Below are 22,823 nucleotides of genomic sequence, written 5' to 3'. Positions count from 1 at the left end.
ACTATCTTTGCACTGAAATTTAATGACTTAAAAGAAACGATTATGTATCCAGCAGAATTAGTAAAGCCAATGCGTGAAGACCTAACCAGTATAGGCTTTACCGAATTATATACCGAACAAGACGTAACCGAAGCCCTAGCAAAGGAAGGAACTACACTAGTGGTAGTGAATTCGGTGTGTGGTTGTGCAGCCGCAAATGCGCGCCCAGGAGCTAGAATGAGCTTACAGAATGCAAAAACGCCAGATCATCTCGTAACCGTATTTGCAGGTGTGGACCGAGAAGCAGTGGATGCTGCAAGAGCACAAATGGTTCCTTTCCCACCCAGCTCTCCTTCTATGGCACTGTTCAAGGACGGAGAATTAGTACACATGTTGGAGCGCCACCATATCGAGGGACGCCCAGCCGATATGATTTCAGAAAACTTAAAGGGCGCATACAACGAACACTGTTAGTGACCTATACCCAACCTGACCTCCCAAGAGAGGAAGGAACAATGGGCTGAAAAAACAAACTGTTTTCTTTACTATAAAGGAGACAGTTTTTTTATTTTTGAAATGTATGAAACTGCTTGCCAAAATCTTCAGTTATCCGCTTTCGGTGCTTTTTTACCTGTTTTTTGGGCTGGGATTATTGTTTTATGATATCGTGCAGCGTATTGCACTCAATCTTTTTGGATACCAAATACATAAAGCCAGTGTAGATCTTTTTAATGCAACCATAGTAAGGAGTCTTCATGTTTTAGGCACCCGTTTTATTATTGAGCTTCCCGAAGAACTACCCATAAACAAGCCTGTAATAGTTGCTTCCAACCACCAAAGTATGTGGGACATACCGCCTCTTATTTGGTTCTTACGGAAATTACACGTTAAGTTTATTTCCAAGATTGAACTGGGAAAAGGAATTCCCGCTATTTCATATAACCTAAAACATGGTGGCTCGGTATTGATAGACCGAAAAAACCCAGACCAAGCTACGTTACAGATAAAAAAGATAGCCGGTTACATTTCTGAAAACAATCGTGCCGTAGTGATATTTCCCGAAGGAACCCGAAGCCGTGACGGGCATCCCAAACCTTTCCGAAAAAAAGGGCTCACAACATTATTCTTGAATGCTCCAGATGCTGTTGTGCTTCCTGTAAGCATCAGTAATTCCTGGAAGTTGCAACGCTATGGGATGTTCCCTATGCCGCTTGGGGTTCACTTTAAGATGAAGGTACATCTACCTATTTCAGTAAAGGATCACGAGCCCGAGGCACTTATACACCTGGTTGAACAAACAGTGTTAAAGAACATTGTGCATGACTAAAACCAAAAACAGACGACTGCTGGAAAACACCATCAACTTTGTAAAAAAGGAGCTAGAGGGTACCGAAGGTGGCCATGATTGGTTCCATATAGAGCGGGTCCATAAAAATGCGATGCTTATAGCCAACGGGGAACAGGTGAATGGAATGGTGGTGCAACTTTCAGCATTGTTACACGATATAGCCGATAGTAAGTTCCACGGTGGCGATGATAGTGTAGGGCCAAAAAAAGCCAACGAATTTTTAAGGAGCCAGCAACTTCCAGAAAAGGATATACAACACGTTGTTTCTATCATTGAAAATGTTTCGTTTAAAGGTGGAAACAGTGTAAAAACATTCCACTCAAAAGAACTGGAGGTGGTTCAGGATGCAGATAGGTTGGATGCTCTGGGTGCCATTGGCATTGCCCGCACGTTTAATTACGGTGGCTATAAAAACCGAAAGATCTACGATCCCGAAATACCACCAAAACTAGATATGTCACCTGCGGAATACAAAGCATCTACCGCTCCTACCATCAATCATTTTTACGAAAAATTATTGTTGTTGAAGGACAGGATGCACACCGAGACCGGTAAAAAAATTGCCCAACAACGGCACCTTTTTATGGTAGCCTTTCTTGAGCAATTTTATGCCGAGTGGGAAGGGAAGGTTTAAAACAATCGTGTCTGCGGATTTTTAAGCTGAAGAAAATGAGATGCATCCAATGGTTGCATTTTTTCCTGCGGAAGATATTTTCGCTTCGCCAGTGCCATGGTTTCCTTTATCTGAAGTGCAAATTCTCCCTCGCCCCGCATTCGGGTTCCAAAACGGCTGTCGTTAAGTGTACCGCCGTGGCAATGTGCTATCTGGTTTAAAATTCTCTCGGCTCTGTCCGGTAATGCTTTATGGATCCAGTCAGTAAAAATTTCGGCTATCTGTCCGTTTAATCGTACCACGGTGTAGGCTACATCTTTTGCTCCAAGTTCTGAAACTTTTTTTACCAAGGGAAGTATTTCGTGACTGTTCAATGACGGAATTATAGGAGCCATCATCACCCGCACAGGAATGTTGTGTTCACTAAGTACCTTAACCACTTTTAAGCGTTGTTTGATACTTGCCGTTCTTGGCTCCAGTAATCGTCTCGTTTTTTCAGAAAGTGAAGTGATGGAAATATTTACGGAAATGCAGTTCAGTTTTGCCAATTCTTTCAAAATATCCAGATCCCGCAATAGCAAACTGTTTTTGGTGATAATACCTGTGGGGTGTTTCCATTTCAGCATAACCTCTAAGCACTTTCTAGTGATTTCAAGTTTACGCTCCAGCGGCTGGTAACAATCTGTATTCCCTGAAAATACAATGGGGTGTCCTTCCCAAGACTTTTTGGCAATGTGTTTTTCAAGCAATTGTGGTGCTGAAGTTTTATAGAGGATATTCCTTTCAAAATCCAGACCTGCACCATAACCCCAGTATTCGTGGCTGTTGCGGGCATAGCAATATACGCAGCCATGCTCACAACCCTGGTAGGGATTGGCGGAAAAACCCATCCCAACATCCGGACTGTTTACTTTGTTAACAAACGTTTTGGGAAATACTTCGATATGCCTTGTTTGGTTTTTGTCTGCCAGCTCGCCTTCGGTTTCGCAATAGTTCAGGAAATCGTCCCGAAGTTCGTGGCTAAGTTCAAAAAACCGATTGTGTACACGCTTTTGCGCGCCGCGACCTTTCTTGTGTTCGGGGAGTTTGGACATACAATAACCTTAAAAAGAATATTTTCTTCAAAGTTATTTATATTTAGGAATATTTCCTAGATAAATTGGATTTATTCCAATACGTTATTTTCCAGGAAAATTAGCTTTGCGTTTCTGTAAAAATGCTTGGGTGCCCTCTTGGAAATCTGCTGTACCAAAACATTTTCCGAATTGGGTAATTTCGGCCTCATAACCGTTTTCGCCATCTTCAAACCCAGCGTTAACGGCTGTTATGGCAGCTTCAATGGCAACAGGGGAATTCTTCAGGATTTTTGAGGCAAGATTTTCTGCCAACGGTAGCAATTCTTCCAAGGTGGTTACGTGATTTACCAAACCGTACTGTAGTGCTTGGTTGGCATCTATCATCCCAGCGGTCATGATCATTTCAAAAGCACGTCCTTTGCCTACCAATTGCGGAAGCCGCTGTGTTCCTCCATATCCAGGGATTACTCCTAGAGATACTTCGGGCAGTCCCATTTTGGCATTGTCGCTCGCAATACGAATGTGAGCCGCCATGGCCAGTTCCAGTCCTCCGCCCAGTGCAAAACCGTTAATGGCTGCTAGTACGGGTGTAGAGAGGTGTGCAACAAAATCGAACAGCTTTGCTTGTCCCTCTGCAGCTAATTTTCCGCCTTGGGCAACCGAGAAATCGGCAAACTCGCTAATATCTGCTCCAGCGACAAAGGCTTTCTCCCCGCTTCCGGTGAGGATAATAACTTTGGTTGTTGCGTCCTCATCGGCTTTTTTGAAGGCATCGTGCAGCTCGTTAATGGTTGCTTTGTTGAGCGCATTTAGCTTGGATGGCCTGTTAATGGTTATGGTAGTAATGTTTCCAGAAGTATTGAAAGTAATGTTTTCGTACGCCATAATATCTGTAGTTTAAAGTAGATTTGTTAGTGGTACAAAACTACAAAATAGCCTGAAACAAACTGTAGTGGAGCACTATAAACTTACTGTATAGCAGGAAAACAGACGGTGAAGGTGGTTCCTTCATTTTCGGCAGAAACAAACGAAATTTCCCCTTTATAGGTTTCCACTATATTCTTTACCATGGCCAGGCCCAGTCCCATCCCGCTGCTCTTGGTGGTAAACTTGGGCTCAAAAACTTTGTCCTTATTTTCTTCTGAAATTCCTATACCGTTATCCTTGACGGTGATACATGCCGAAGTTCCTTTTTTAAATACGTTTACTTCGACCATAGGTGTTTCCGGAGCTTTTTGGGAAATGGCGTGGATGCTGTTCTTTACCAGGTTCGTTACGATACGTATTAATTGGGTGCGGTCCAATTTTGAAATGATCTCTTCCTCTTCAGCAAAAAAGTAGATGTAGCTTTCGTTAAAAATATCCAGCGCCAATTTGGTTATTTTAACCACGTTAAGGGTTTCATCCTTTTGAGCGGGCATTTCTGCATAACTGCTGAAGGCTGAAGCGATATTGCTCATGATATCAATTTGCTGGATGAGCGTATTACTGTACTCTTCAATTCTTTCTACAATGTTGGGGTCTTTTGGGTCAAATTTCCGTTGGAAACTTTGTACCGTTAACCGCATGGGCGTCAACGGATTTTTAATCTCATGGGCTACTTGTTTGGCCATTTCGCGCCAGGCCGCTTCCCGCTCGCTAGAGGCCAGCTTGGCAGCACTATTTTCCAGCTCGTCTATCATTCCATTGTAAGCATTCACCAGATTTGCTATTTCCTCGGTAGAACCCTCTATCATAATACGTTTGTTGCGTTTGTCCAACCTTGTCTCAATAATTTTTTGGCTTACCGTATTTAGGGAACGGGTAATGTATTTTGAAAGGAAATAAGCAAGTGCTATTGCAATGAGCAACATAAAAAAGTAGGCGATTCCCAACCTAAACAGGCTCTCTTTTAGTTCTTTGTTGATGAACCCGTCATCCTCAATATAAGGTAGATTTATGATTGCCAAGGGCTTAAAGGATAGGTCTGTTAAATAGGTGTAGGAAGATTGGTACTGCTGCCCGTTCTCTTCAAACTCCACTACATATTGTTTGTCTGGTGAAGCACGAAGTTTGTCCAATACCCCAAAAGGCATTTTTTGGTGGCTAGGGTCTTTTAGGATTCGGGCTTGGGAAGATTTGAGCAGGTTTCCATCCAGATCATACAAGAAAATTTCCAGACCGTGAATTTTCTTGATGTCATAGATCTTGTCTTTGTAAATAAGAGGAATCTGGTCGGTTTCCAGCGCAAAGGTGGTTTCTTCCAGCACATAGTCCAGATGCTTTCTTATATTGGCCTCTTTCCGTTCCAAACGCTCTCTGTGGTAATCTTCGGCCTCTTCACGATACTGGAATATAGTAACCACTGCAATTAATACCGATGCCAACAAAATAAGCACGATCATCGAAAAGAAGATACGGTTTCGTAAGGAGCGTTTGTAAAATGCCAACTTTTATAAAATTTTATGGGAAGATAGCAACATTTCGGCTACGCCCAATGCGCTATCAAGATTTTGTAGGTTCACAGAGCAAATATCGAACCAAAAGGATAATACATAAAGACTCAAGTATAAGCTCTAAAGTTTTGGTCTATTTCTCTCTAATTCTTTTATAGATCTTGAAGCCTAACATTAAGAGGATAGCAAAAACAATAATCCCCAAAGTACCGTAGATCCAGTCCACCGCATTTTTCAGGATTACCAAAAAAACCACCGAAAATAGTATGATAGTAGCACCCTCGTTGAAAATGCGCATCCAATTGGAAGAGTATTTGTACACCCCGTTTTGATGATTTTCGAAGATGAGGTGACATTTTATATGGTAAATAATCAGCGCTACCACAAATCCCAGTTTTACCTGCATCCAAGCATCGGTAATCCAGAAGGGACGCAACACCAACAACCACACGGCAAAACCAATAGCAAGTAGCATGGAAGGCCATGTAATGATGTACCACAACCGCTTGGTCATGATTTTAAATTGGTCGCTCAATATCTGCCGTGCAGGTTCTTCCTTTGCTTGGGCTTCTATTTGATATACAAACAGGCGGACCATGTAAAACAATCCCGCAAACCAAGTGATCACGAAAATAAGATGGAGGGATTTTATGTAGTTGTATTCCACTTTGCGAAGTTACGAAAAGCCTCAGAGACCCAAAGGCTTTTGAAAATCCTTTGGGTCTACCAGGGTTGGGATTATTCCTCTACAATAAGATAATTCAAATTCTTTTGGTTAAAAGCATCGTTGAATGCTTGTACCTCTTCCGAAACCAACGTATCAAACTTTACCAATTCGGCATTTACTTGTTGTGTCAATTCGTTTTTTACAGCGATATCTTGTTGCGTGGGCGGAAAATCGTCCATGCTTACCAAGCTGTTCAAATGTGCCAATTTGTTGGTTAAACGTATCGGAAAATTTAAAGGGTCCTGTCCACTTCGGTTTTTGGTCTGGTAGAGGGCCTCTTCAATTTCGGTAAATTGTTTGCTCAAGGTATCAGCTTTTTCAACCAAATCTTTTACACTTTCATCCTCTTTGTACTGTTTTTTGAAAGCACCCAGCTGTGCATTTATGTTCCGGATGTTCTTTATGGACTGGTGTGCTTTATCCACTGTTTCATTTACATCGGTTATAAAATCGTATTGTTTTTGCATTCCTGCCACATCGGCCTCTGCATTTTTATCCGGCACAATATTGAAAATCTGCACCAAAGGAGCTTCCCCCTCAATTTCCAGTACTGCCTTGTACTGTCCAGGCACTGCTTGGGGTGCTTCGGTACTGGCCCACCAAAGAATCATCCCGTCTAAACGCTCTGCTCCCTTACCCCGCATATTCCACGTGTGATAGTTGGCTCCCTTCTCTACTTTTAATTCTTTTATATTTTTTTCGGCATCTTTTTTTGTGCTGAATTTCTGAATGGTATCGTTCATCATATCCAAATAACTCAAGGTCACTTTTTTATCAGTAGGATCCTTTAGGTTAAAATAGGTCATCACCCCACTCGGGTGATTGGTACCTGCAGTAAGAGAGCCACTTCTTGAGGCTCCCCCCATCCTATAGGTGTCCTTTGGTTTGAACAAAAAGTTTCCTTTCCCTTTGGCATCAGCCAATTGATGGATTACTCCCAAATCATCTATGATCCAGAGGCTTCTTCCTTGTGTGGCCACAATGAGGTTGTTGTCCTTCAATGCTAAATCGGTAATAGGAACAATAGGCAAATTAAGCTGAAACGGTTTCCAGTTAGCACCATCGTCAAACGAAATATACATACCTGTTTCGGTACCAGCGTAGAGCAAGCCCCTTCTTTTTGGATCTTCTCGAACTACTCTTGTAAAATGTTCTGCCGGGATTCCATTGGTGATTTTTTTCCACGTTTTTCCGTAATCTGAAGTTTTATAGAGATAGGGTGCAAAATCGCCTGTTTTGTATTTCGTTCCCGCAAAGTACATGGTTCCCGCATCAAAAACCGAAGGTTCTACGCTGTTTACCATCATCCATTCAGGCATTCCCTTTGGGGTTACATCCTCCCAATTCTTTCCTCCGTCTTTACTTACGTGTACCAATCCATCATCGCTTCCCGTCCACAACACCCCTTCTTTTACAGGGCTTTCGGCTGCAGCAAAAATGGTACAATAGTATTCCACCGAGGTATTGTCCTGCGTAATGGGCCCTCCAGATGATTTCTGCTTTTCAGGGTCGTCACGGGTAAGATCGGGACTGATTACTTCCCAGCTTTCGCCTTCGTTGGTGGTTACGTGTAAATGGTTGGATGCGGTATATAATTTTTCTGGATTGTGAGGGGAAAAGAAAATAGGGAAATTCCATTGGAACCTGTATTTCATATCCTCCACACCATGGCCCATGGGATTGTCCGGCCACACACTAATACTCCGTACCGTATTTTTATCATGGTTGTAACGGGTCAAAAATCCGTCGTAGCTTCCGCCGTACACAATATCTGGATTTGTAGGATCGACGGCTATATGGGCGCTTTCGCCACCCGCTGTTGCTTCCCAATCGTCCTCATCGATACTCCAACCTTCAGTTCTATGTGGAATACGTACCGTACTGTTGTCCTGTTGTGCGGCATATATTTTATAAGGGAAACTAGTATCTGTAGTCACTCTGTAAAATTGCGAGGTGGGCTGGTTGTGATAGGTACTCCACGTTTCACCCCCATCGTAAGTCACCTGTGCACCGCCATCGTCACCAATGATCATACGATTGGGATCTTCCGGAGCGATCCACAAATCATGATGGTCTCCATGGGGGGCATTGTAGGTTTCGTAGGTCTTTCCACCATCGGTACTTTTATGGTAGCGCACGTTTAGCACGTACATCACATCTTCATCTTTGGTATCGGCATAGATACGGGTGTAATACCAGGCACGTTGGCGCAATTTGCGTTCGCTATTAATGAGTTTCCAAGTCTCGCCACCATCATCGCTACGGTATACGCCGCCTTCGTCTTTATTTTCAACTATGGCCCATACACGTTCGCTATTGGCTGGTGAAACGGTTACACCAATGATGCCTAACGTTCCTTTGGCAAAACCTTTCTGGGTTGATATTTCTTTCCAGGTTTCGCCACTATCGGTACTTTTCCAAAGTGCGGAACCCTCTCCTCCACTACTAAGGCTGTATGGGGTCCGGCGAACATTCCACGTAGAGGCGTAGAGAATACGAGGGTTGTTGGGGTCCATAATCAAATCGACCGCACCCGCGTTTTCATTTACAAACAATTTTTTGGCCCATGTCTTTCCACCATCGGTACTTTTATAAACACCACGTTCCTGGGTAGGTTTGTAGATATTTCCCATCACGGCGGCATACACTGTGTTATAGTCGGTTGGGTGTATGGCAATTCTTGGAACGTGGCGACTTTTTTCCAGTCCGGCCTGTTTCCACGTCTTCCCTGCATCCTCACTTTTCCAAATCCCATAGCCTGAGGAAACATTTCCACGTACTGTTTTTTCGCCACCGCCCACGTAGATAACATTGGGATCACTTTCGGCCACCTCAATGGCACCAATGCTTCCCCCGAAGAAGCCATCGGAAATGTTTTCCCACGTTCTCCCTCCATTCTTGGTTTCCCAGATACCCCCGCCGGTACTTCCAAAATAATAGAGATTGGGTTTGCCTGGCACGCCCGTTACGGCTGCACTTCGTCCGCCACGAAAGGGCCCGACAAGGCGATACTCCAAGGCTCCGTAAAGTGATTCATCATAGGTTTGGGCTTGGGTATTTTCAGTAAAAATGCTGAAGAATATGGTTGTGAAAAGAAATGAAAGGAGGAGTTGAAAGTGTTTCATAAATGCTGAATTGAAAAGTTTGTTTAAAGATAACCTTTCAGAATAAAATATGAAAGGGGTTATTTCAACGTTCTACGCACCTCGCTATTCAAATAATAACCCGTAACAATTGTAGAGAGCACATCGGCTATGGGGAACGCAATCCATACCCCAAACACCCCGTAATATTTCGGTAAGATCAATATCAACGGAATCAAAAAGAAGCCTTGTTTTGTCAAACTGAGCAATAACGCTGGCCAGGCCTTGCCAATGGCCTGGAAATAAGAAGAACCTATAAGCTGTACCGCTATTACTGGTGTGGCGGCAAACACCCACCGCAGCGCATTTGGTGTTCTTGCTAAAATTTCGGCGTTGTTACGCAGTGTCTCGGCATCCTGTCCTTCTTTATTGCTGATAAAAATAGAGACCAAATCTGGGGCAAAAACCATTATAACCGCAAATATCACGAGTGCCAATCCGCCACTGTATAAAATGGATTTATTTATAGATTCCCGCACACGCTGAAACTTTTCGGCTCCATAATTATAGCCCGCAATGGGCAAAAACCCTTGGTTTACGCCAATTACAGGAAAGAGCGCAAACATCAAAGCACGGGAGATAATCCCATAACTGGCAACATCTAGTGCATCACCCGTGGAGATGAGTACATTGTTTACCAATACGGTAAATACACTTATCACCCCTTGCCGCGCCAGTGTTACTGAACTGAGCGCGCTTATCTCAGAAACTATTTTTCGTTTTAGCTTAAACGAATCCAGACTGAGCCTTAATTCACTTTTAAAAATGAAGAACCAAACAATAAACGCAAAGCAAATAAAATAACTTATAAATGTTGCCCAAGCTGCTCCGTACATTCCAAAATCGAACACATTGATAAGGATATAATCCATAAAAATGTTGCCAATGGCGGGCAGCATCATGGCATACATGGCAAATTTTGGTTTTCCTTCGGCACGTATCACATTGTTCCCCATCATACACATGGCGAGCATTACGATACCGTACATCACGATGCGGTAATAGATAAGGGCAAGGTCCTTAAAACTCTCATCGGCACCAAACAGTTCAATCAACCTATCTTGAAAAACAAGTCCGAGAATAGCCAGCATTCCGGAGGTTAAAAACGTAAGGGTAACCTGATTCCCAAAAACCCGAAGTGCTTTTTCATGACTTCCCGACCCCAGGGCACGGGACAATACCGAACTCCCACCAATCCCAACGGCCAAGCCAATCGCCCCGATGAAAAAAGTAACAGGAATCACCACCGTAATTGCCGAAATGGCCAGCGGCCCAATCCATCGCCCCACAAAAATGGTGTCGACGATCATATTGAGCGACATCACCAAAATCCCTATGGAGGCAGGTACGGCTTGTTTTACAAGCAAACTGCTAATAGAGGCAGTGCCAAGAGTGGAGGATTTACTTTGTTTCAAAGGTTTTTTACATTTTATAAGTAAGGGCTTAACATCTCCCTAACCCCTTCAAAGGGGAGTTGGCACCCTCTCCTTATATAGTGAGGATGTTTTATGCAATTGCTTTATCCACATTCACGATGCGCCATTCCTCTACCATATTTACGAGTACTTGTGCAAAATCATCACGGTCATTCAGGCAAGGAACTACGGTGAATTCTTCTCCGCCCACTTCCTGGAAAATTTCTTCACCTTCCATCGCAATTTCTTCCAAGGTCTCTAAGCAATCGCTTACAAATGCAGGGGTAACGATCGCCATTTTTTTAATACCCGCTTTGCCCATGCGTTCAATGGTTCTATCTGTATAGGGTTGTAGCCATGGATCGAAACCCAATCTTGACTGGAATGTAGTGGAATACGTCCCGTTTTTGAGGCCTAATTTTTTAGCCATGTTCACGGTAGTGATTTCACACTGGTGACGGTAGCAAAATTCGTGCTGCGGACTGCCCATTTTAAAGCAACATTTACCGTTCATTTTACAGTTTCCGTTGGTAATATCGCTTTTTCGGATATGTCGTTCCGGAACGCCGTGGTAACTAAAAAGTATGTGCTCATAATCTGCATTTGCCAAGCTTTCAGCAATACTGTTTGCGAGGGCTTCCTTATAGTCTTCACGATGGTAAAAGGCAGGGGTTCGGGTAATTTTAACCTGCGGAAAATGGGCTGCGACCAATTCGTCCACTTTTACATCAATAGTTTCGGTAGTGGCCATAGCAAATTGAGGATAGAGCGGGATGGTTTTAATTTCGGTACAGCCTTGGTCCACTAATTCCTGTAATCCTTTTTTTAGGGTCATACTTCCGTACCGCATAGCGAGCGCAACGGGAACATTCAGTTTTTCCTGCACTTTTTTCTGAAGTCGTTCCGAGAGTACAATAAGCGGTGACCCCTCTTCCCACCAAATCTTTGCATACGCCTTGGCGCTTTGTTTTGGACGGGTATTTAATATAATGCCACGCACCAATAAAATACGCGCCCAACGAGGTACATCAATAACTCGCGGGTCCATCAAGAACTCGTCAAGGTATTTTTTTACATCTCTGGGTGTTGGGCTATCGGGTGACCCTAGGTTTACTAAAAGAACTCCTTTTTTGTTCATGTTTATTGTTCGCTAAGACGGCTAAGTTGTTTGCCTCCTTGAGCATTCTTTAAAAAATTATCGCCTGCCTGCCCGTTGTGCAGGCGGGCGCTCGAACGGACATCTCAATTGGGTTATAAAGGCACAAAAATAATTGATATTATTCTCAAATCAACATTCTCCAATGGTTAATCTACAATCATTTAGAAAGTCCCATCACAAACTTTTTAGGTGTGGTACCAAATTTTTTCTTGAAGGCAGCTATAAAGTGACTTGCAGTGCTATACCCAACTTTTAATCCTACTTCATTAACGTTATGCGCACCCGTGGCGAGCAATTGTCGTGCAACTTCCATTTTATAATCGAACAAAAAGCTAAACACACTATCCCCATAAATTTGTTTAAATCCTTCCTTTAATTTATTGAGTGGCAACTGTATTTCATCTGCCAGTTCTTGCAGCGTGGGCGGTTCGGACATTCGGGCAATGATAATTTCCTTTGCTTTTTTTAATTTTGAAACATTAGCCTCATCCACCAAAAACGGGCATTGCTCCACATCTACATCTTCTTCCCTGTTGAAATATAGGCTCAACAATTCGTACGCTTTTCCTTTAAAATAAAGCTGTTTAATGGAGGGATGCAAGTTATAGTTCATCAACTGGTTGAGCACTATGGCCATTGAAGGTGAAATACGGGCATCTTTATAATATTTCCGGCCTTTATTTTCATCGCTCAAAAAACTGATATAATTAGCTTCCGAAGAAAAGAGCGTATGGAATTTTTTAATGGGGAGCAATACCGAAATTACCCAAGAGTTGGGTGCAACAGCAACTTCAATTGGTAAATCGCGTTCTGGATTGTACAATAACAACGAGGTGTCCTCCAAAATGGGCAAGCGGTAATTTCCATTATTGAAACTGAATGCGCCGGACCCTTTTACACAAAAATGAAACTGTATGTAATCACTGCTTACCTCGCGCCTATACAATTGGTTTTCAGTAGATTCATTATTAAATTTCAGCACAAAAAAACCCTCCTCTATTTTAGTTTCCCTGTAAATACCTTCAGCGATATTTTTTTCTGAAATTGTATTTTCTATTGGCCTCATTTATTTAGAATTAATTTAAATAACAACAATCAAATATTCCGCAAAGATACGTTATTATTGATATAACACGAAAATTGAGTAATTTAACACAAATTTCTACTGCTAACGACACAATTGATACGGAGGGCGTTATTTTTTGGAATATGAACTAATTATTTTTGCCACGTTGATGAAAGCATTGAACGGCAAACGACATTTTTCTTCTCAAGAAGGTAATTTCTACGCCATTGGTCTTAACTACAAAAAGGCCGATGCCGAAATACGTGGGCATTTCAGTATTTCAGAAACTGCCCAAGAAACAATTTTAAAGGCCGCAAAAGATCAAGACATGGAAAGCCTAAGTGTTCTTTCCACCTGCAACCGTACCGAACTGTATGGTTTTGCCTCATCACCACAACAACTCATAAAACTACTGTGCGAGCACACCCACGGAACGGTGGAAGAATTCGAAAAAGTAGCATATATCCACATAAACGAGGACGCCGTAGCCCACCTTTTTAAAGTTGGAACAGGATTGGACAGCCAAATTTTGGGTGATTTTGAAATCATAAGTCAGTTACGCATTGGCTTTAAGCGGTCTAAAAAAATGGGCTTGCTCAATGCGTACATGGAACGTCTCGTAAATGCTGTGATACAGGCAAGCAAACGTATAAAGAATGAGACAGAGATTTCAACAGGGGCTACCTCGGTTAGTTTTGCGGCAGTGCAATATATTATGGCTCGTGTCCCCTATGTTTCAGAAAAGAACATTTTGCTCTTCGGGATTGGAAAAATTGGTCGAAATACGTGCGAAAATCTAATAAAACATACCAAAAACGAACATATCACGCTCATTAACCGCACAAAAGTAAAGGCCGAAGAAATTGCAGGAAAGTTTAATCTCGTGGTGAGAGATTACGCCAATATACAGAGTGAAATTGCCCAAGCCGACATTTTGATTGTCGCAACGGGAGCCCAACAGCCTACTATTTCAAAGGAATTACTGTATTTAAAAAAACCATTACTCATCTTGGACCTTTCCATCCCAAAGAATGTTTCAGAAAATGTAAAGGAGAACGAGAACGTAACGCTTATTCATTTGGACGAGCTCTCGAAAGTGACCGATGCTACACTGTCACATCGACAATCGCAAATCCCAAGAGCCAAAAAAATAATTGCTGAAATTTCAGCAGAATTCAACACCTGGGCAAAACACCGAAGCTTTGCTCCAACCCTTAGAGCCCTTAAGAACAAACTTTCTGAAATAAAAGAAGGCGAAATAGACAACCAGCGTCGTAAACTCCCGGATTTTAACGAAGAACATGCCGAAATCCTGAGCAATCGCATTATCCAAAAAATCACTACCCAATTTGCCAACCATCTAAAAGATGCAAATGGTTCGGCACAAGAGAAAGCCGCACTTATCCGTGAGGTGTTTCAGCTAAACAGTTCAAAAGAATGAATAAGGTAATCCGTATAGGCACGCGGGACAGCGAACTAGCACTATGGCAGGCGAAAACCGTACAATCACAGCTCAAAAATTTAGGATATAAAACACAATTGGTTCCCGTAAAATCAACGGGGGACTTAGTACTCGATAAACCGTTGTACGAAATGGGCATCACCGGGATTTTTACAAAGACACTCGATATCGCCATGCTCAAGGGTACAGTAGATGTCGCAGTGCACAGTATGAAGGATGTCCCTACCGCATTGCCCAAGGGTATTATACAGGCAGCGGTTTTAGCCCGCGCCGAAACGGAAGACATGCTTGTTTCAGCCCAGTATATAGACTATACAAAACCCTGCACCATCGCTACGGGTAGCCTACGTAGGAAAGCGCAGTGGCTCAACAGGTATCCGCACCATACCGCAGTTGATTTACGGGGCAACGTACAAACACGATTGCAAAAATTACTTGACAACAATTGGGATGGAGCCATTTTTGCAAAAGCAGGGTTGGAACGACTAGGATATCTTCACAAGAGTGGGATTAAAAGCCCTGACTTTAATGGGTTTGGGGAGGAACTTCCCTGGATGCTTCCAGCTCCTGCACAGGGCGCAATGGTTGTGGTGGCAATGGAAAAAGATACTTTTTGCCAAGAGGCATTGGCAAAAATTAATCACACAGAAACAGAAAAATGCACGAAAATAGAACGTGACTTTTTAAGAACGTTGGAGGGTGGTTGTACAGCCCCAATTGGTGCACTCGCTGAAGTTGTAAGCGATAAAATTCAGTTTAAGGGGTGTTTATTTTCTTTAGGTGGTAAGAAAAAACTTGAAGTTGCAACGTCGGTTCCTCATGGACCACAGGGTATTGACCTTGGCAACGATTCTGCCAACAAACTGTTGGAGAATGGAGGAAAAGAGTTGATGGAGATTATAAAAAGGGAAATGAAACAATGAAAATCCTCTCCACAAAAAAACTAAAACCCAACCAACGAGACCTGCTGCTGGGTGCTGGCCTTAGTGTGGTAGATTATGATGCCATATCGATTCGGTTTTTAGATTCTAAAATACCTTCGGAAGTAAAAAACGCAATTTTTACGAGCCAAAACGGGGTAAAAAGTTTTTTGAAGAATTTAAAGACCGATTCCCTCTCCCTGAACAAAGAGGTGTTGGGGATGAAGGTGCTCTGTGTTGGCCAAAAAACAAAAACACTTTTAGAGGAAAATGGCCTAAAAGTGACGAAAAAAGCTAAAAATTCAGCAGAATTAGCTCAGTTTATTGTTAAAAACCATCAAAATGAAACGTTTCATTATTTCTGCGGAAGCGAAAGAAGAGATGAATTACCTAATATACTAAAAGAGGCGAAAATCAATTTTTTTGAAACAAAAACATACAAAACAACTCTAAATCCACGAAAATTTGATCAAAAATGGGATGGAATCCTGTTTTTTAGCCCGAGTGGTTTGAAAAGTTATGTTTCTAAAAACTCAGTTTCAAATGCTATAGCAATTTGCATAGGTCCCACTACCGCAGATGCCGCAAAAAAATATTTTAAAAATGTAGTAATCGCAAATTCAACTTCGGTTGAAAGCGTAATCGCAAAGACAGTAAAAACTTTGAAGTAAAAATATGTCCCCTCGAGCGCAGTCGAGAGGTGTTAAATCTCAGAACCCTAATAAAGTTCTCGACTGCGCTCGAATGGACAGCACGATAGTTTATGAGCAATACCATTAAAAACGACCTATTCCTTAGAGCCTTAAAAGGCGAAACCGTTGAACGCCCACCCGTTTGGATGATGCGGCAGGCTGGCCGTTACCTTCCAGAGTTTATGGAAATAAAGGCCAAGTACGATTTCTTTACCCGTTGCCAAACACCCGAACTGGCCAGCGAAATCACTGTACAGCCTATTAGTCGTTACGGGATGGATGCCGCGATTTTGTTCAGTGATATTTTGGTGATTCCGCAGGCTATGAACATCGAGGTGGAAATGAAGCCCGGCCTAGGCCCTTGGCTGCCCTATCCTATTCGCTCCCCAAAGGATTTGAACAGTGTAATTGTGCCCGACATACATGAAACTCTTGGATATGTGATGGACGCTATAAAAATGACCAAGGAAAAATTGAACGACGAAATACCGCTTATTGGTTTCGCAGGATCACCTTGGACCATTTTGTGCTATTGTGTGCAAGGGCAGGGAAGTAAAAACTTTGATAAGGCGAAAGAATTTTGTTTTACACAACCCGTTGCGGCGCATGAATTACTTCAAAAAATAACCGATACCACTATCCTTTACCTGAAGGAAAAAGTGAAAGCTGGCGTAAATGCCGTGCAGGTATTCGACAGTTGGGGCGGCATGTTATCTCCAACAGATTATCAGGAATTTTCTTGGAAATACATTCAGCAAATCATTGATGCGCTAAAGGAAGATGCGCCAGTAATTGCCTTCGGAAAAGGGTGTTGGTTTGCGCTGGACACCATGGCAAAGAGTGGAGCGAGTGCCTTGGGGGTAGATTGGACCTGCTCGCCAGAAAACGCTCGTAAATTAACAGGTGGTCAAATCACGCTCCAGGGCAATTTTGACCCAACACGACTGTTTTCGCCTCCAAAGGAAATCAAGAAAATGGTTACCAAAATGATCGACGCCTTCGGAAAAGATAAATACATTGTCAATTTAGGACACGGTATTTTACCCAATATCCCAATAGAAAACGCAGGAGCCTTTATTGAAGCGGTAAAAGAATACAAAGCTGAATCTTGAAAATCTGGTCACGAATACGAAAATTAAGTATTGCCCAATTGTGGCAACTTTCGGTTCTATTCTTAAAACATCCTTTGTATATTTTTCCAACGCTAAAAGCCACGAATACAACTTTTAAGATTTGTAATGGGTTATTTGGAAATGAGCACCATAAAAGCAACCCTGCTAATGCTTTTCGTCATGCACTTTGGAATGTGCTAATCTGCCAAAAGGTGTTCAAAGAGACAAAAAACAAACAGAAAAGTGTCTTTTTTGCGCAAAAAATGACCGATTTATACGAAAAAGTGACCCAAAACGAACCTATGGACGAAGCTATGGATTTGCATAATAATGCAGTGGGCAGAATCTGTTTTTTGAACAATTTGGACAAAAATGAAGAGGAAACCATCAATTTTCTTCAAAAAAAGGCAGAAAATGCTCAAAAAGTAGTTACAATTGACGAAATGAAAAAACTTCAGAAAGAACTGGTTTATATTTCAGGATAGATGATTAAAAATATCTTTAAGGGAATAAAGGCTTATACAGGTACATTTAAACTCATGCGCCAATTGGGGCTGTGGAAATATTTTGGTGTTCCTATTTTAATAAGTGTTGTTTCGGCCCTATTAATTGGGCTGTTGGCTTGGGGTTTGAGCGGCTCCTTTGGTGGCTTGATCTCGAAAATATGGTTTTGGGAATGGGGTTCGGAGACCTTCAGAAAAATTAGCGATGTATTGGGAGCACTTACTATTATAGCCCTTGGCCTTATTGCCTACAAACACATTATCTTGGCATTGAGTGCTCCGTTTATGAGTCCTGTTTCAGAGAAAATTGAAGCACATCTTTTGGGCGAAACCCATCAGCATCGCAATACATCTAACGCCTCCCAACTTTGGCGCGGTGTACGTATTAATGTTCGAAATTTGTTGCTGGAACTTATGTTCACCATCCCACTGCTCATCTTAAGCTTTATTCCGGGTGTGAATATCATTACCTCCGTACTCATCTTTTTAATCCAGGCATATTATGCAGGTTTCGGGAATATGGATTACACACTGGAACGCCATTTTGATTATAGCGAAAGCACCAAATTTGTACGAAACAATAGCGGAATCGCCATTGGTAACGGTATTGTTTTTATGGCGATGCTATTTATACCCGTGATAGGGATAATTTTGGTGTTACCACTTTCGGTAACGGCATCTACCACTGAAACCGTACGGTTGCTGAAAGAGAATAATAAGTTGAACCTTTGGACTAAAACTTCAGATGCAAAATAATATGAAAGAGCAATTTGTAAATTATATCCAAAGCCTCCAAGACACCATCACTTCAAAACTGGAAGAGATTGACGGTAAGGCCACCTTTCAACAAGACCTTTGGAAACGTCCCGAAGGCGGGGGCGGACGGACACGAGTGATAGAAAACGGGGATGTTTTTGAAAAAGGAGGTGTTAATATCTCCAAAGTACACGGAAAACTCCCCGAGACCATGCAACAGTATTTTGGAGTGAAAGATGCCAATTTCTTTGCCTGCGGTTTAAGCCTCGTACTACATCCCAAAAACCCAATGGTGCCCACGGTACACGCAAACTGGCGGTATTTCGAGATGTACAATGCACAAGGTGAAATTGTTGACCAATGGTTTGGCGGTGGGCAGGATCTCACACCTTATTATTTGTTTGAAGAAGATGCAAAACACTTCCATCGCGTATGTAAAAAAGCTTGTGACAAACACAACCCAACGTTTTACCCCAACTATAAAAAACGATGTGACGAATATTTTTACAACGCCCACCGGGGGGAAGGCCGGGGAATTGGCGGTCTCTTTTTTGATTACTGCAAAGTTTCAGAAGAAATGTCGATGGAAGATTGGTATAATTTTGTGACCGAAGTTGGCGATAGCTTCCTAAATGCCTACGTTCCCATAGTTGAAAAAAGAAAAGATGCACCTTATTCCGAAACAAACAGAGCCTGGCAGGAGATACGTCGTGGACGATATGTGGAGTTTAATTTGGTTCATGATAAAGGCACTTTGTTCGGGTTAAAAACCAACGGACGTATTGAAAGTATTTTAATGAGCCTGCCTCCCAAAGTGCAATGGGTGTACGACCACCAGCCGGAAGCCGGTAGCGAAGAGGAAAAACTTGTTGAGGTCTTGAAAAACCCGAAAGCTTGGACATAAACCAAACAAATGCTTTTTTATCTTTGAAAAAAAGAGGCCCCGTAGTTCAATGGATAGAATAAGAGTTTCCTAAACTTTAGATCCAAGTTCGATTCTTGGCGGGGCTACTTTTTAATGAATTTGACAAGACTTCAATCCGCCAAGAGAAGAAGTTTACCCTTAGCACAGGAGGGAGGTCACCCTAGCCAGTCGAAGAGATTCTTGGCGGGGCTACAAGACAATACGCAAATAGTGTAATTAGTACACACCCGTTTCTTAAATATCTCGTAAAATTTACAACTCCTTTTTTTGAACTATTTATAACTAACGAGTTTTCAGTACATTACAATTAGCCTTGTTAACGTACCTTTACTGGCACAAATTTTTCAATGTACTAGCGTAAAATAAATAATTTTAAATTTAAAAAACTTATGAAAAAAGTATTGTTAACCACCGTATTCGCTTTGGGAACTTTAACAGCTATACAAGCACAGGAGACCGAGGATCAAAACCCAACCAAGGTTGAAGCCACCGTATCTCAGGAACAAGAGGATAAAATGATCGCAAAAGTTGAAGCAACATCTCAGGATTTTAAAGAAGTAACCAGAGATGAACTTCCTGCAGCTGTAGCAGAAGCAGTGGCTACTGACTTTAAGGGAGCAACCGTGCAAAAAGCATATGTGAACGAAAAAGAGCAATATAAATTGGTTCTTTCAACCAATGCAAAGGGCCTTAAAGCTGGAACAAAAACAGTGTTTGCCACTAAAGAAGGTAAATGGCTCAAAACACCACAAGCGAAGATGAAACAATAGGTTAAATTCGCAATTGATGAAAAGGGTGTTCCATAACTGGGCACCTTTTTTATTTCCAGATAAGTGCTCCTCTCGAGGTTACTTTTTCGGTATCTTGATACGAATGGAAACGAGCTTTTAACAGTAATTTCCTTCCTTTGGTATTTCGGGTAAAGATAAATTGTGCCACACCATTATAACGCTTCCAAGCTTTGTAGAACACCATTGCATCTGCCTTGCGTTCTCCAAACACCTTTGGAACCGAGTAATAATTTGAAAAGCCAAGCTTCTTGCGCACCCAATTGCTCTGTGCAATAATATAACGTGGGTTTTCAATAGGGTTTATTATTTCCTGCAAATAAGTAACGAATAAAATCCCTTCCTTGGCACTGGCGCCCAATAAATAGCACGACAGGGACCCATCCTCAAAAGCATCAACTTTTATAGAAACTTTTTGTTCGGCTTCCAATATCATTCCTTTGGCAACCATAGCAGTCTTTAAGGCATGGGCTATCTTTATCAATTCTTTATCACGGCGGCCGTATTTTAAGTACAGTGTAACCACTTTTACCGTTTTTGGCAATAAAATCATTGCAAAGCCAAGCACCAGCGCATATATAAAAAACAATACCCCCTTTGCCAATAGGGTTGTTAAATTCTTGAAGAACAATTCTGGCAACAGCACCGTAAAAATTGCAGAAAGTTCTAATATTAAAAAACGTAGGGCATCTTTAAAATAAAGTTTTTTCAGCTGGCCGTGGGTTTGCGGTTTTTCGTAGTTTACCTTTAACTCCCGTACTAAGACATCGCCATCGCCAATAGCTTTTTTCCACCGTTGCATTACCTCACCACGTTTGGTTGCCAGTGCCATCATTTTTTGGTTCAATAGAGGAACATCTTTCTTTGTCTCAGGCAACAACTTCAGTCTGTCAGCACCGTTTTCAATATAGGGTTCGCCTTGTAGTGAAATTCCACAGAAAGCCCCAAACCTTCTATATAATAATTCTAGGTCTGCACCGCCTGTTTCGCTCGTGGGGTCCACACAGGCAATATGCCAAATATTTGCCACCTTGCTGGGTTGTAAAGAATGTACCCGTATGGCCCGCCCACGCATTTGGTTGGACATCACAAAAGAGCCCACAAAGCTCGCCAAAACGAGGGTGTTTATCGCTGGTGCATCCCACCCCTCTCCCAAAAGCGATTTGGTACCAATAAGTACTTCAATATGTCCCGTCTCAAAAAGCTGGGTCATTGCGGCGACCATTTTTTTACTGCCCTGTACATTGGGTTTTATGATCACGAACTCGGTTTCCCACAGTATCTCTTGTATAAAGTTTTCTGCTGAAATTAATGTTGAAAGTTCATCTATTACCGAATTGTGCAGGATAATCAAAGACCCCGTTAGTACTCCCAGTTTCTCACGTCGCAATGGAAAATCAACATCGTTCTTTATAGCATTTCGCACAAACTGGAATATGGGCACCACGCCCAGTTTGTTGATCTCAGAAACCGATTGGTTGTGCTGTACCTCGAGAAACTCCTTCCGTATATAATCTGAAAGTACTACCATTCGCAAGCCACGTTGTAAGTTTTGGCTTTCCGCCTTTACGATCTCAACGATACTTTTAAGTTTTGAGGGGCTTTGGGCGAGCTTTCGGTAAAGGCTCTTTTCACCAGTAAGGTTGATGCGCTTTAAATCGAACGCGCCAATCTTACGTAGTTGTTTTTCAATATGTAAAAGCAAAGCTTCGTCTGCCTCGTAATACTCCCGTTCTTCAATTAAAAAGGGGGTTAACAGCGCTTCAACCCACTCGTAACTTAATGATGGGAACTGGACTTTCTCTGCCTTTATTCCTAAAAATTCAACCTTGGTTTTGGGAATAGTAGCCCCAGCGGCATTTAAATAAATGAGCAGGGCCGAAAACCGCTCGGGATTTTTATAAATTTCTTCCAGATGTGCTTCTGTTTCTGCATAAAAAGGGTGCTTTTGTATAAACGCTATAAAATCTTTATTGGCTTTTAATGTCTCCACAAATCGCATCAAGTTTTCACGATAGGTGATAATGTATTGTATCTGTTCGGCATCGGGTTCAGAAAAATGGATATAGTCTTGGTGCGGACACAAATTGCCCTCACGTACCAGCTCTGGAACGCCTATTTCCATATCTATGGGACCGCAAAGGTCGAAGTATTTCTTCAGTTCATTTTTTTCGCTATCGTACGGAGGGGTTGCCGTAAGCGCAATGAGGGTGCAGTCCTGTAATTTTTTTAAATTGAAAAGCGGCTTCCACCATTCGTTTTTTAAATGGTGGGCTTCATCCAAGACCAAAGTGCCAATTTCCGCTTCCTGAAAGAATTTCAATAGTTTTTCCGAAGAATATTCAAGATCATTCTTAAATAACGAGTGCAAGGATTGATAGGTGGAAAATGTGAGCGTCGCTGGTTTTTTGATGCTGAAGGAAGTTTCAATACAGTTCCTGTCCTTAACAAAACACTCCAGCATGCGCTCGTACCATTGGTTGCGTATGGTGAGCGTGGGGGCAAGAATGAGCGTTTTCTTGTCCAGCCGCTGCACCATTTCCAGTCCCAAAACGGTTTTTCCAGATCCAGGTGGTGCCACTACGTGTAAATGGTCGTCCTCCAAATGGGTATCAAATTCTTCCAAGAATCGATTTTGATACGTCCGCCATGGATAGATAAACGAGAAGTGCTGTGATAGTAAGCTCAAAGGGCGCAGGGCTGT

Annotated in this window: 20 protein-coding genes and 1 tRNA gene; 12 read left to right on the top strand and 9 right to left on the bottom strand. The window is 42.2% G+C overall.

The window, feature by feature from the left end; genetic code table 11:
- Positions 1–42 precede the first annotated feature (42 nt).
- From C8D94_RS02380 to C8D94_RS02370, 3 genes are all read left to right on the top strand, one after another.
- On the top strand, positions 43–453 hold the full coding sequence (locus C8D94_RS02380) for a BrxA/BrxB family bacilliredoxin (RefSeq protein WP_115122297.1): 411 nt from the start codon (positions 43–45) through the stop codon (positions 451–453).
- Positions 454–559: 106 nt separating this feature from the next.
- Positions 560–1,306, top strand: a complete 747-nt coding sequence (locus C8D94_RS02375; protein ID WP_115122296.1) for a lysophospholipid acyltransferase family protein — start codon at positions 560–562, stop codon at positions 1,304–1,306.
- Positions 1,299–1,961: an HD domain-containing protein gene (locus C8D94_RS02370; protein WP_115122295.1), complete on the top strand. Its 663-nt coding sequence runs from the start codon at positions 1,299–1,301 to the stop codon at positions 1,959–1,961. The genes C8D94_RS02375 and C8D94_RS02370 overlap by 8 nt, the downstream gene beginning before the upstream one ends.
- Here the strand turns inward: C8D94_RS02370 and C8D94_RS02365 are convergent.
- The 8 genes from C8D94_RS02365 to C8D94_RS02330 form a co-directional block, all read right to left on the bottom strand.
- Positions 1,958–3,034, bottom strand: coding sequence for a PA0069 family radical SAM protein (locus tag C8D94_RS02365; protein ID WP_115122294.1), 1,077 nt, complete (start codon positions 3,032–3,034; stop codon positions 1,958–1,960). The two genes, C8D94_RS02370 and C8D94_RS02365, sit on opposite strands and share 4 nt — an antisense overlap.
- Positions 3,035–3,118: 84 nt before the next feature.
- Positions 3,119–3,901: an enoyl-CoA hydratase/isomerase family protein gene (locus C8D94_RS02360; RefSeq protein WP_115122293.1), complete on the bottom strand. Its 783-nt coding sequence runs from the start codon at positions 3,899–3,901 to the stop codon at positions 3,119–3,121.
- Positions 3,902–3,984: 83 nt separating this feature from the next.
- Positions 3,985–5,400, bottom strand: coding sequence for a sensor histidine kinase (locus C8D94_RS02355; protein ID WP_115122292.1), 1,416 nt, complete (start codon positions 5,398–5,400; stop codon positions 3,985–3,987).
- A gap of 184 nt (positions 5,401–5,584) precedes the next feature.
- A complete protein-coding gene (locus tag C8D94_RS02350; protein ID WP_115122291.1) occupies positions 5,585–6,118 on the bottom strand; it encodes a CopD family protein in 534 nt (177 codons plus the stop codon).
- Between the two features lie 71 nt (positions 6,119–6,189).
- On the bottom strand, positions 6,190–9,303 hold the full coding sequence (locus tag C8D94_RS02345) for a VPS10 domain-containing protein (protein ID WP_115122290.1): 3,114 nt from the start codon (positions 9,301–9,303) through the stop codon (positions 6,190–6,192).
- Positions 9,304–9,362: 59 nt separating this feature from the next.
- A complete protein-coding gene (locus tag C8D94_RS02340; protein WP_115122289.1) occupies positions 9,363–10,736 on the bottom strand; it encodes an MATE family efflux transporter in 1,374 nt (457 codons plus the stop codon).
- A 91-nt stretch (positions 10,737–10,827) separates the two neighbouring features.
- Complete coding sequence (gene hemH, locus C8D94_RS02335; protein ID WP_115122288.1) at positions 10,828–11,874, bottom strand: ferrochelatase; 1,047 nt, start codon at positions 11,872–11,874, stop codon at positions 10,828–10,830.
- Between the two features lie 178 nt (positions 11,875–12,052).
- Complete coding sequence (locus tag C8D94_RS02330; RefSeq protein ID WP_115122287.1) at positions 12,053–12,961, bottom strand: AraC family transcriptional regulator; 909 nt, start codon at positions 12,959–12,961, stop codon at positions 12,053–12,055.
- 169 nt (positions 12,962–13,130) lie between these two features.
- On the opposite strand from C8D94_RS02330, the gene hemA reads away from it, so the two are divergent.
- From hemA to C8D94_RS02285, 9 genes are all read left to right on the top strand, one after another.
- Positions 13,131–14,402 carry a glutamyl-tRNA reductase gene (gene hemA, locus C8D94_RS02325; RefSeq protein ID WP_115122286.1) on the top strand — a complete coding sequence of 424 codons (1,272 nt, stop codon included), beginning with the start codon at positions 13,131–13,133 and terminating at the stop codon, positions 14,400–14,402.
- Positions 14,399–15,346, top strand: coding sequence for a hydroxymethylbilane synthase (gene hemC, locus C8D94_RS02320; RefSeq protein WP_115122285.1), 948 nt, complete (start codon positions 14,399–14,401; stop codon positions 15,344–15,346). Before hemA ends, hemC begins: the two co-directional genes overlap by 4 nt.
- Positions 15,343–16,014, top strand: a complete 672-nt coding sequence (locus C8D94_RS02315; protein WP_115122284.1) for a uroporphyrinogen-III synthase — start codon at positions 15,343–15,345, stop codon at positions 16,012–16,014. The genes hemC and C8D94_RS02315 overlap by 4 nt, the downstream gene beginning before the upstream one ends.
- A 92-nt stretch (positions 16,015–16,106) precedes the next feature.
- Positions 16,107–17,147, top strand: a complete 1,041-nt coding sequence (gene hemE, locus C8D94_RS02310; protein ID WP_115122283.1) for a uroporphyrinogen decarboxylase — start codon at positions 16,107–16,109, stop codon at positions 17,145–17,147.
- Positions 17,144–17,632, top strand: coding sequence for a DUF6973 domain-containing protein (locus C8D94_RS15550; RefSeq protein WP_115122282.1), 489 nt, complete (start codon positions 17,144–17,146; stop codon positions 17,630–17,632). Before hemE ends, C8D94_RS15550 begins: the two co-directional genes overlap by 4 nt.
- A complete protein-coding gene (locus C8D94_RS02300; protein WP_115122281.1) occupies positions 17,633–18,406 on the top strand; it encodes an EI24 domain-containing protein in 774 nt (257 codons plus the stop codon).
- Position 18,407: 1 nt separating this feature from the next.
- On the top strand, positions 18,408–19,310 hold the full coding sequence (gene hemF / locus C8D94_RS02295; RefSeq protein ID WP_115122997.1) for an oxygen-dependent coproporphyrinogen oxidase: 903 nt from the start codon (positions 18,408–18,410) through the stop codon (positions 19,308–19,310).
- 35 nt (positions 19,311–19,345) lie between these two features.
- Positions 19,346–19,417 (top strand) — tRNA-Arg (locus C8D94_RS02290).
- 303 nt (positions 19,418–19,720) lie between these two features.
- On the top strand, positions 19,721–20,101 hold the full coding sequence (locus tag C8D94_RS02285; protein ID WP_115122280.1) for a hypothetical protein: 381 nt from the start codon (positions 19,721–19,723) through the stop codon (positions 20,099–20,101).
- A gap of 49 nt (positions 20,102–20,150) precedes the next feature.
- On the opposite strand, the gene C8D94_RS02280 is transcribed toward C8D94_RS02285, so the two are convergent.
- The gene (locus C8D94_RS02280; protein WP_115122279.1) at positions 20,151–22,808 is read right to left on the bottom strand and encodes a DEAD/DEAH box helicase family protein; all 2,658 of its coding nucleotides are present in this window, start codon (positions 22,806–22,808) and stop codon (positions 20,151–20,153) included.
- Between the last annotated feature and the right edge of the window lie 15 nt (positions 22,809–22,823).

Origin of the sequence: Marinirhabdus gelatinilytica (assembly GCF_003353425.1) — a bacterium.
GTDB classification, from domain to species: domain Bacteria; phylum Bacteroidota; class Bacteroidia; order Flavobacteriales; family Flavobacteriaceae; genus Marinirhabdus; species Marinirhabdus gelatinilytica.
This window is presented reverse-complemented; position numbering and strand designations above follow the sequence as displayed.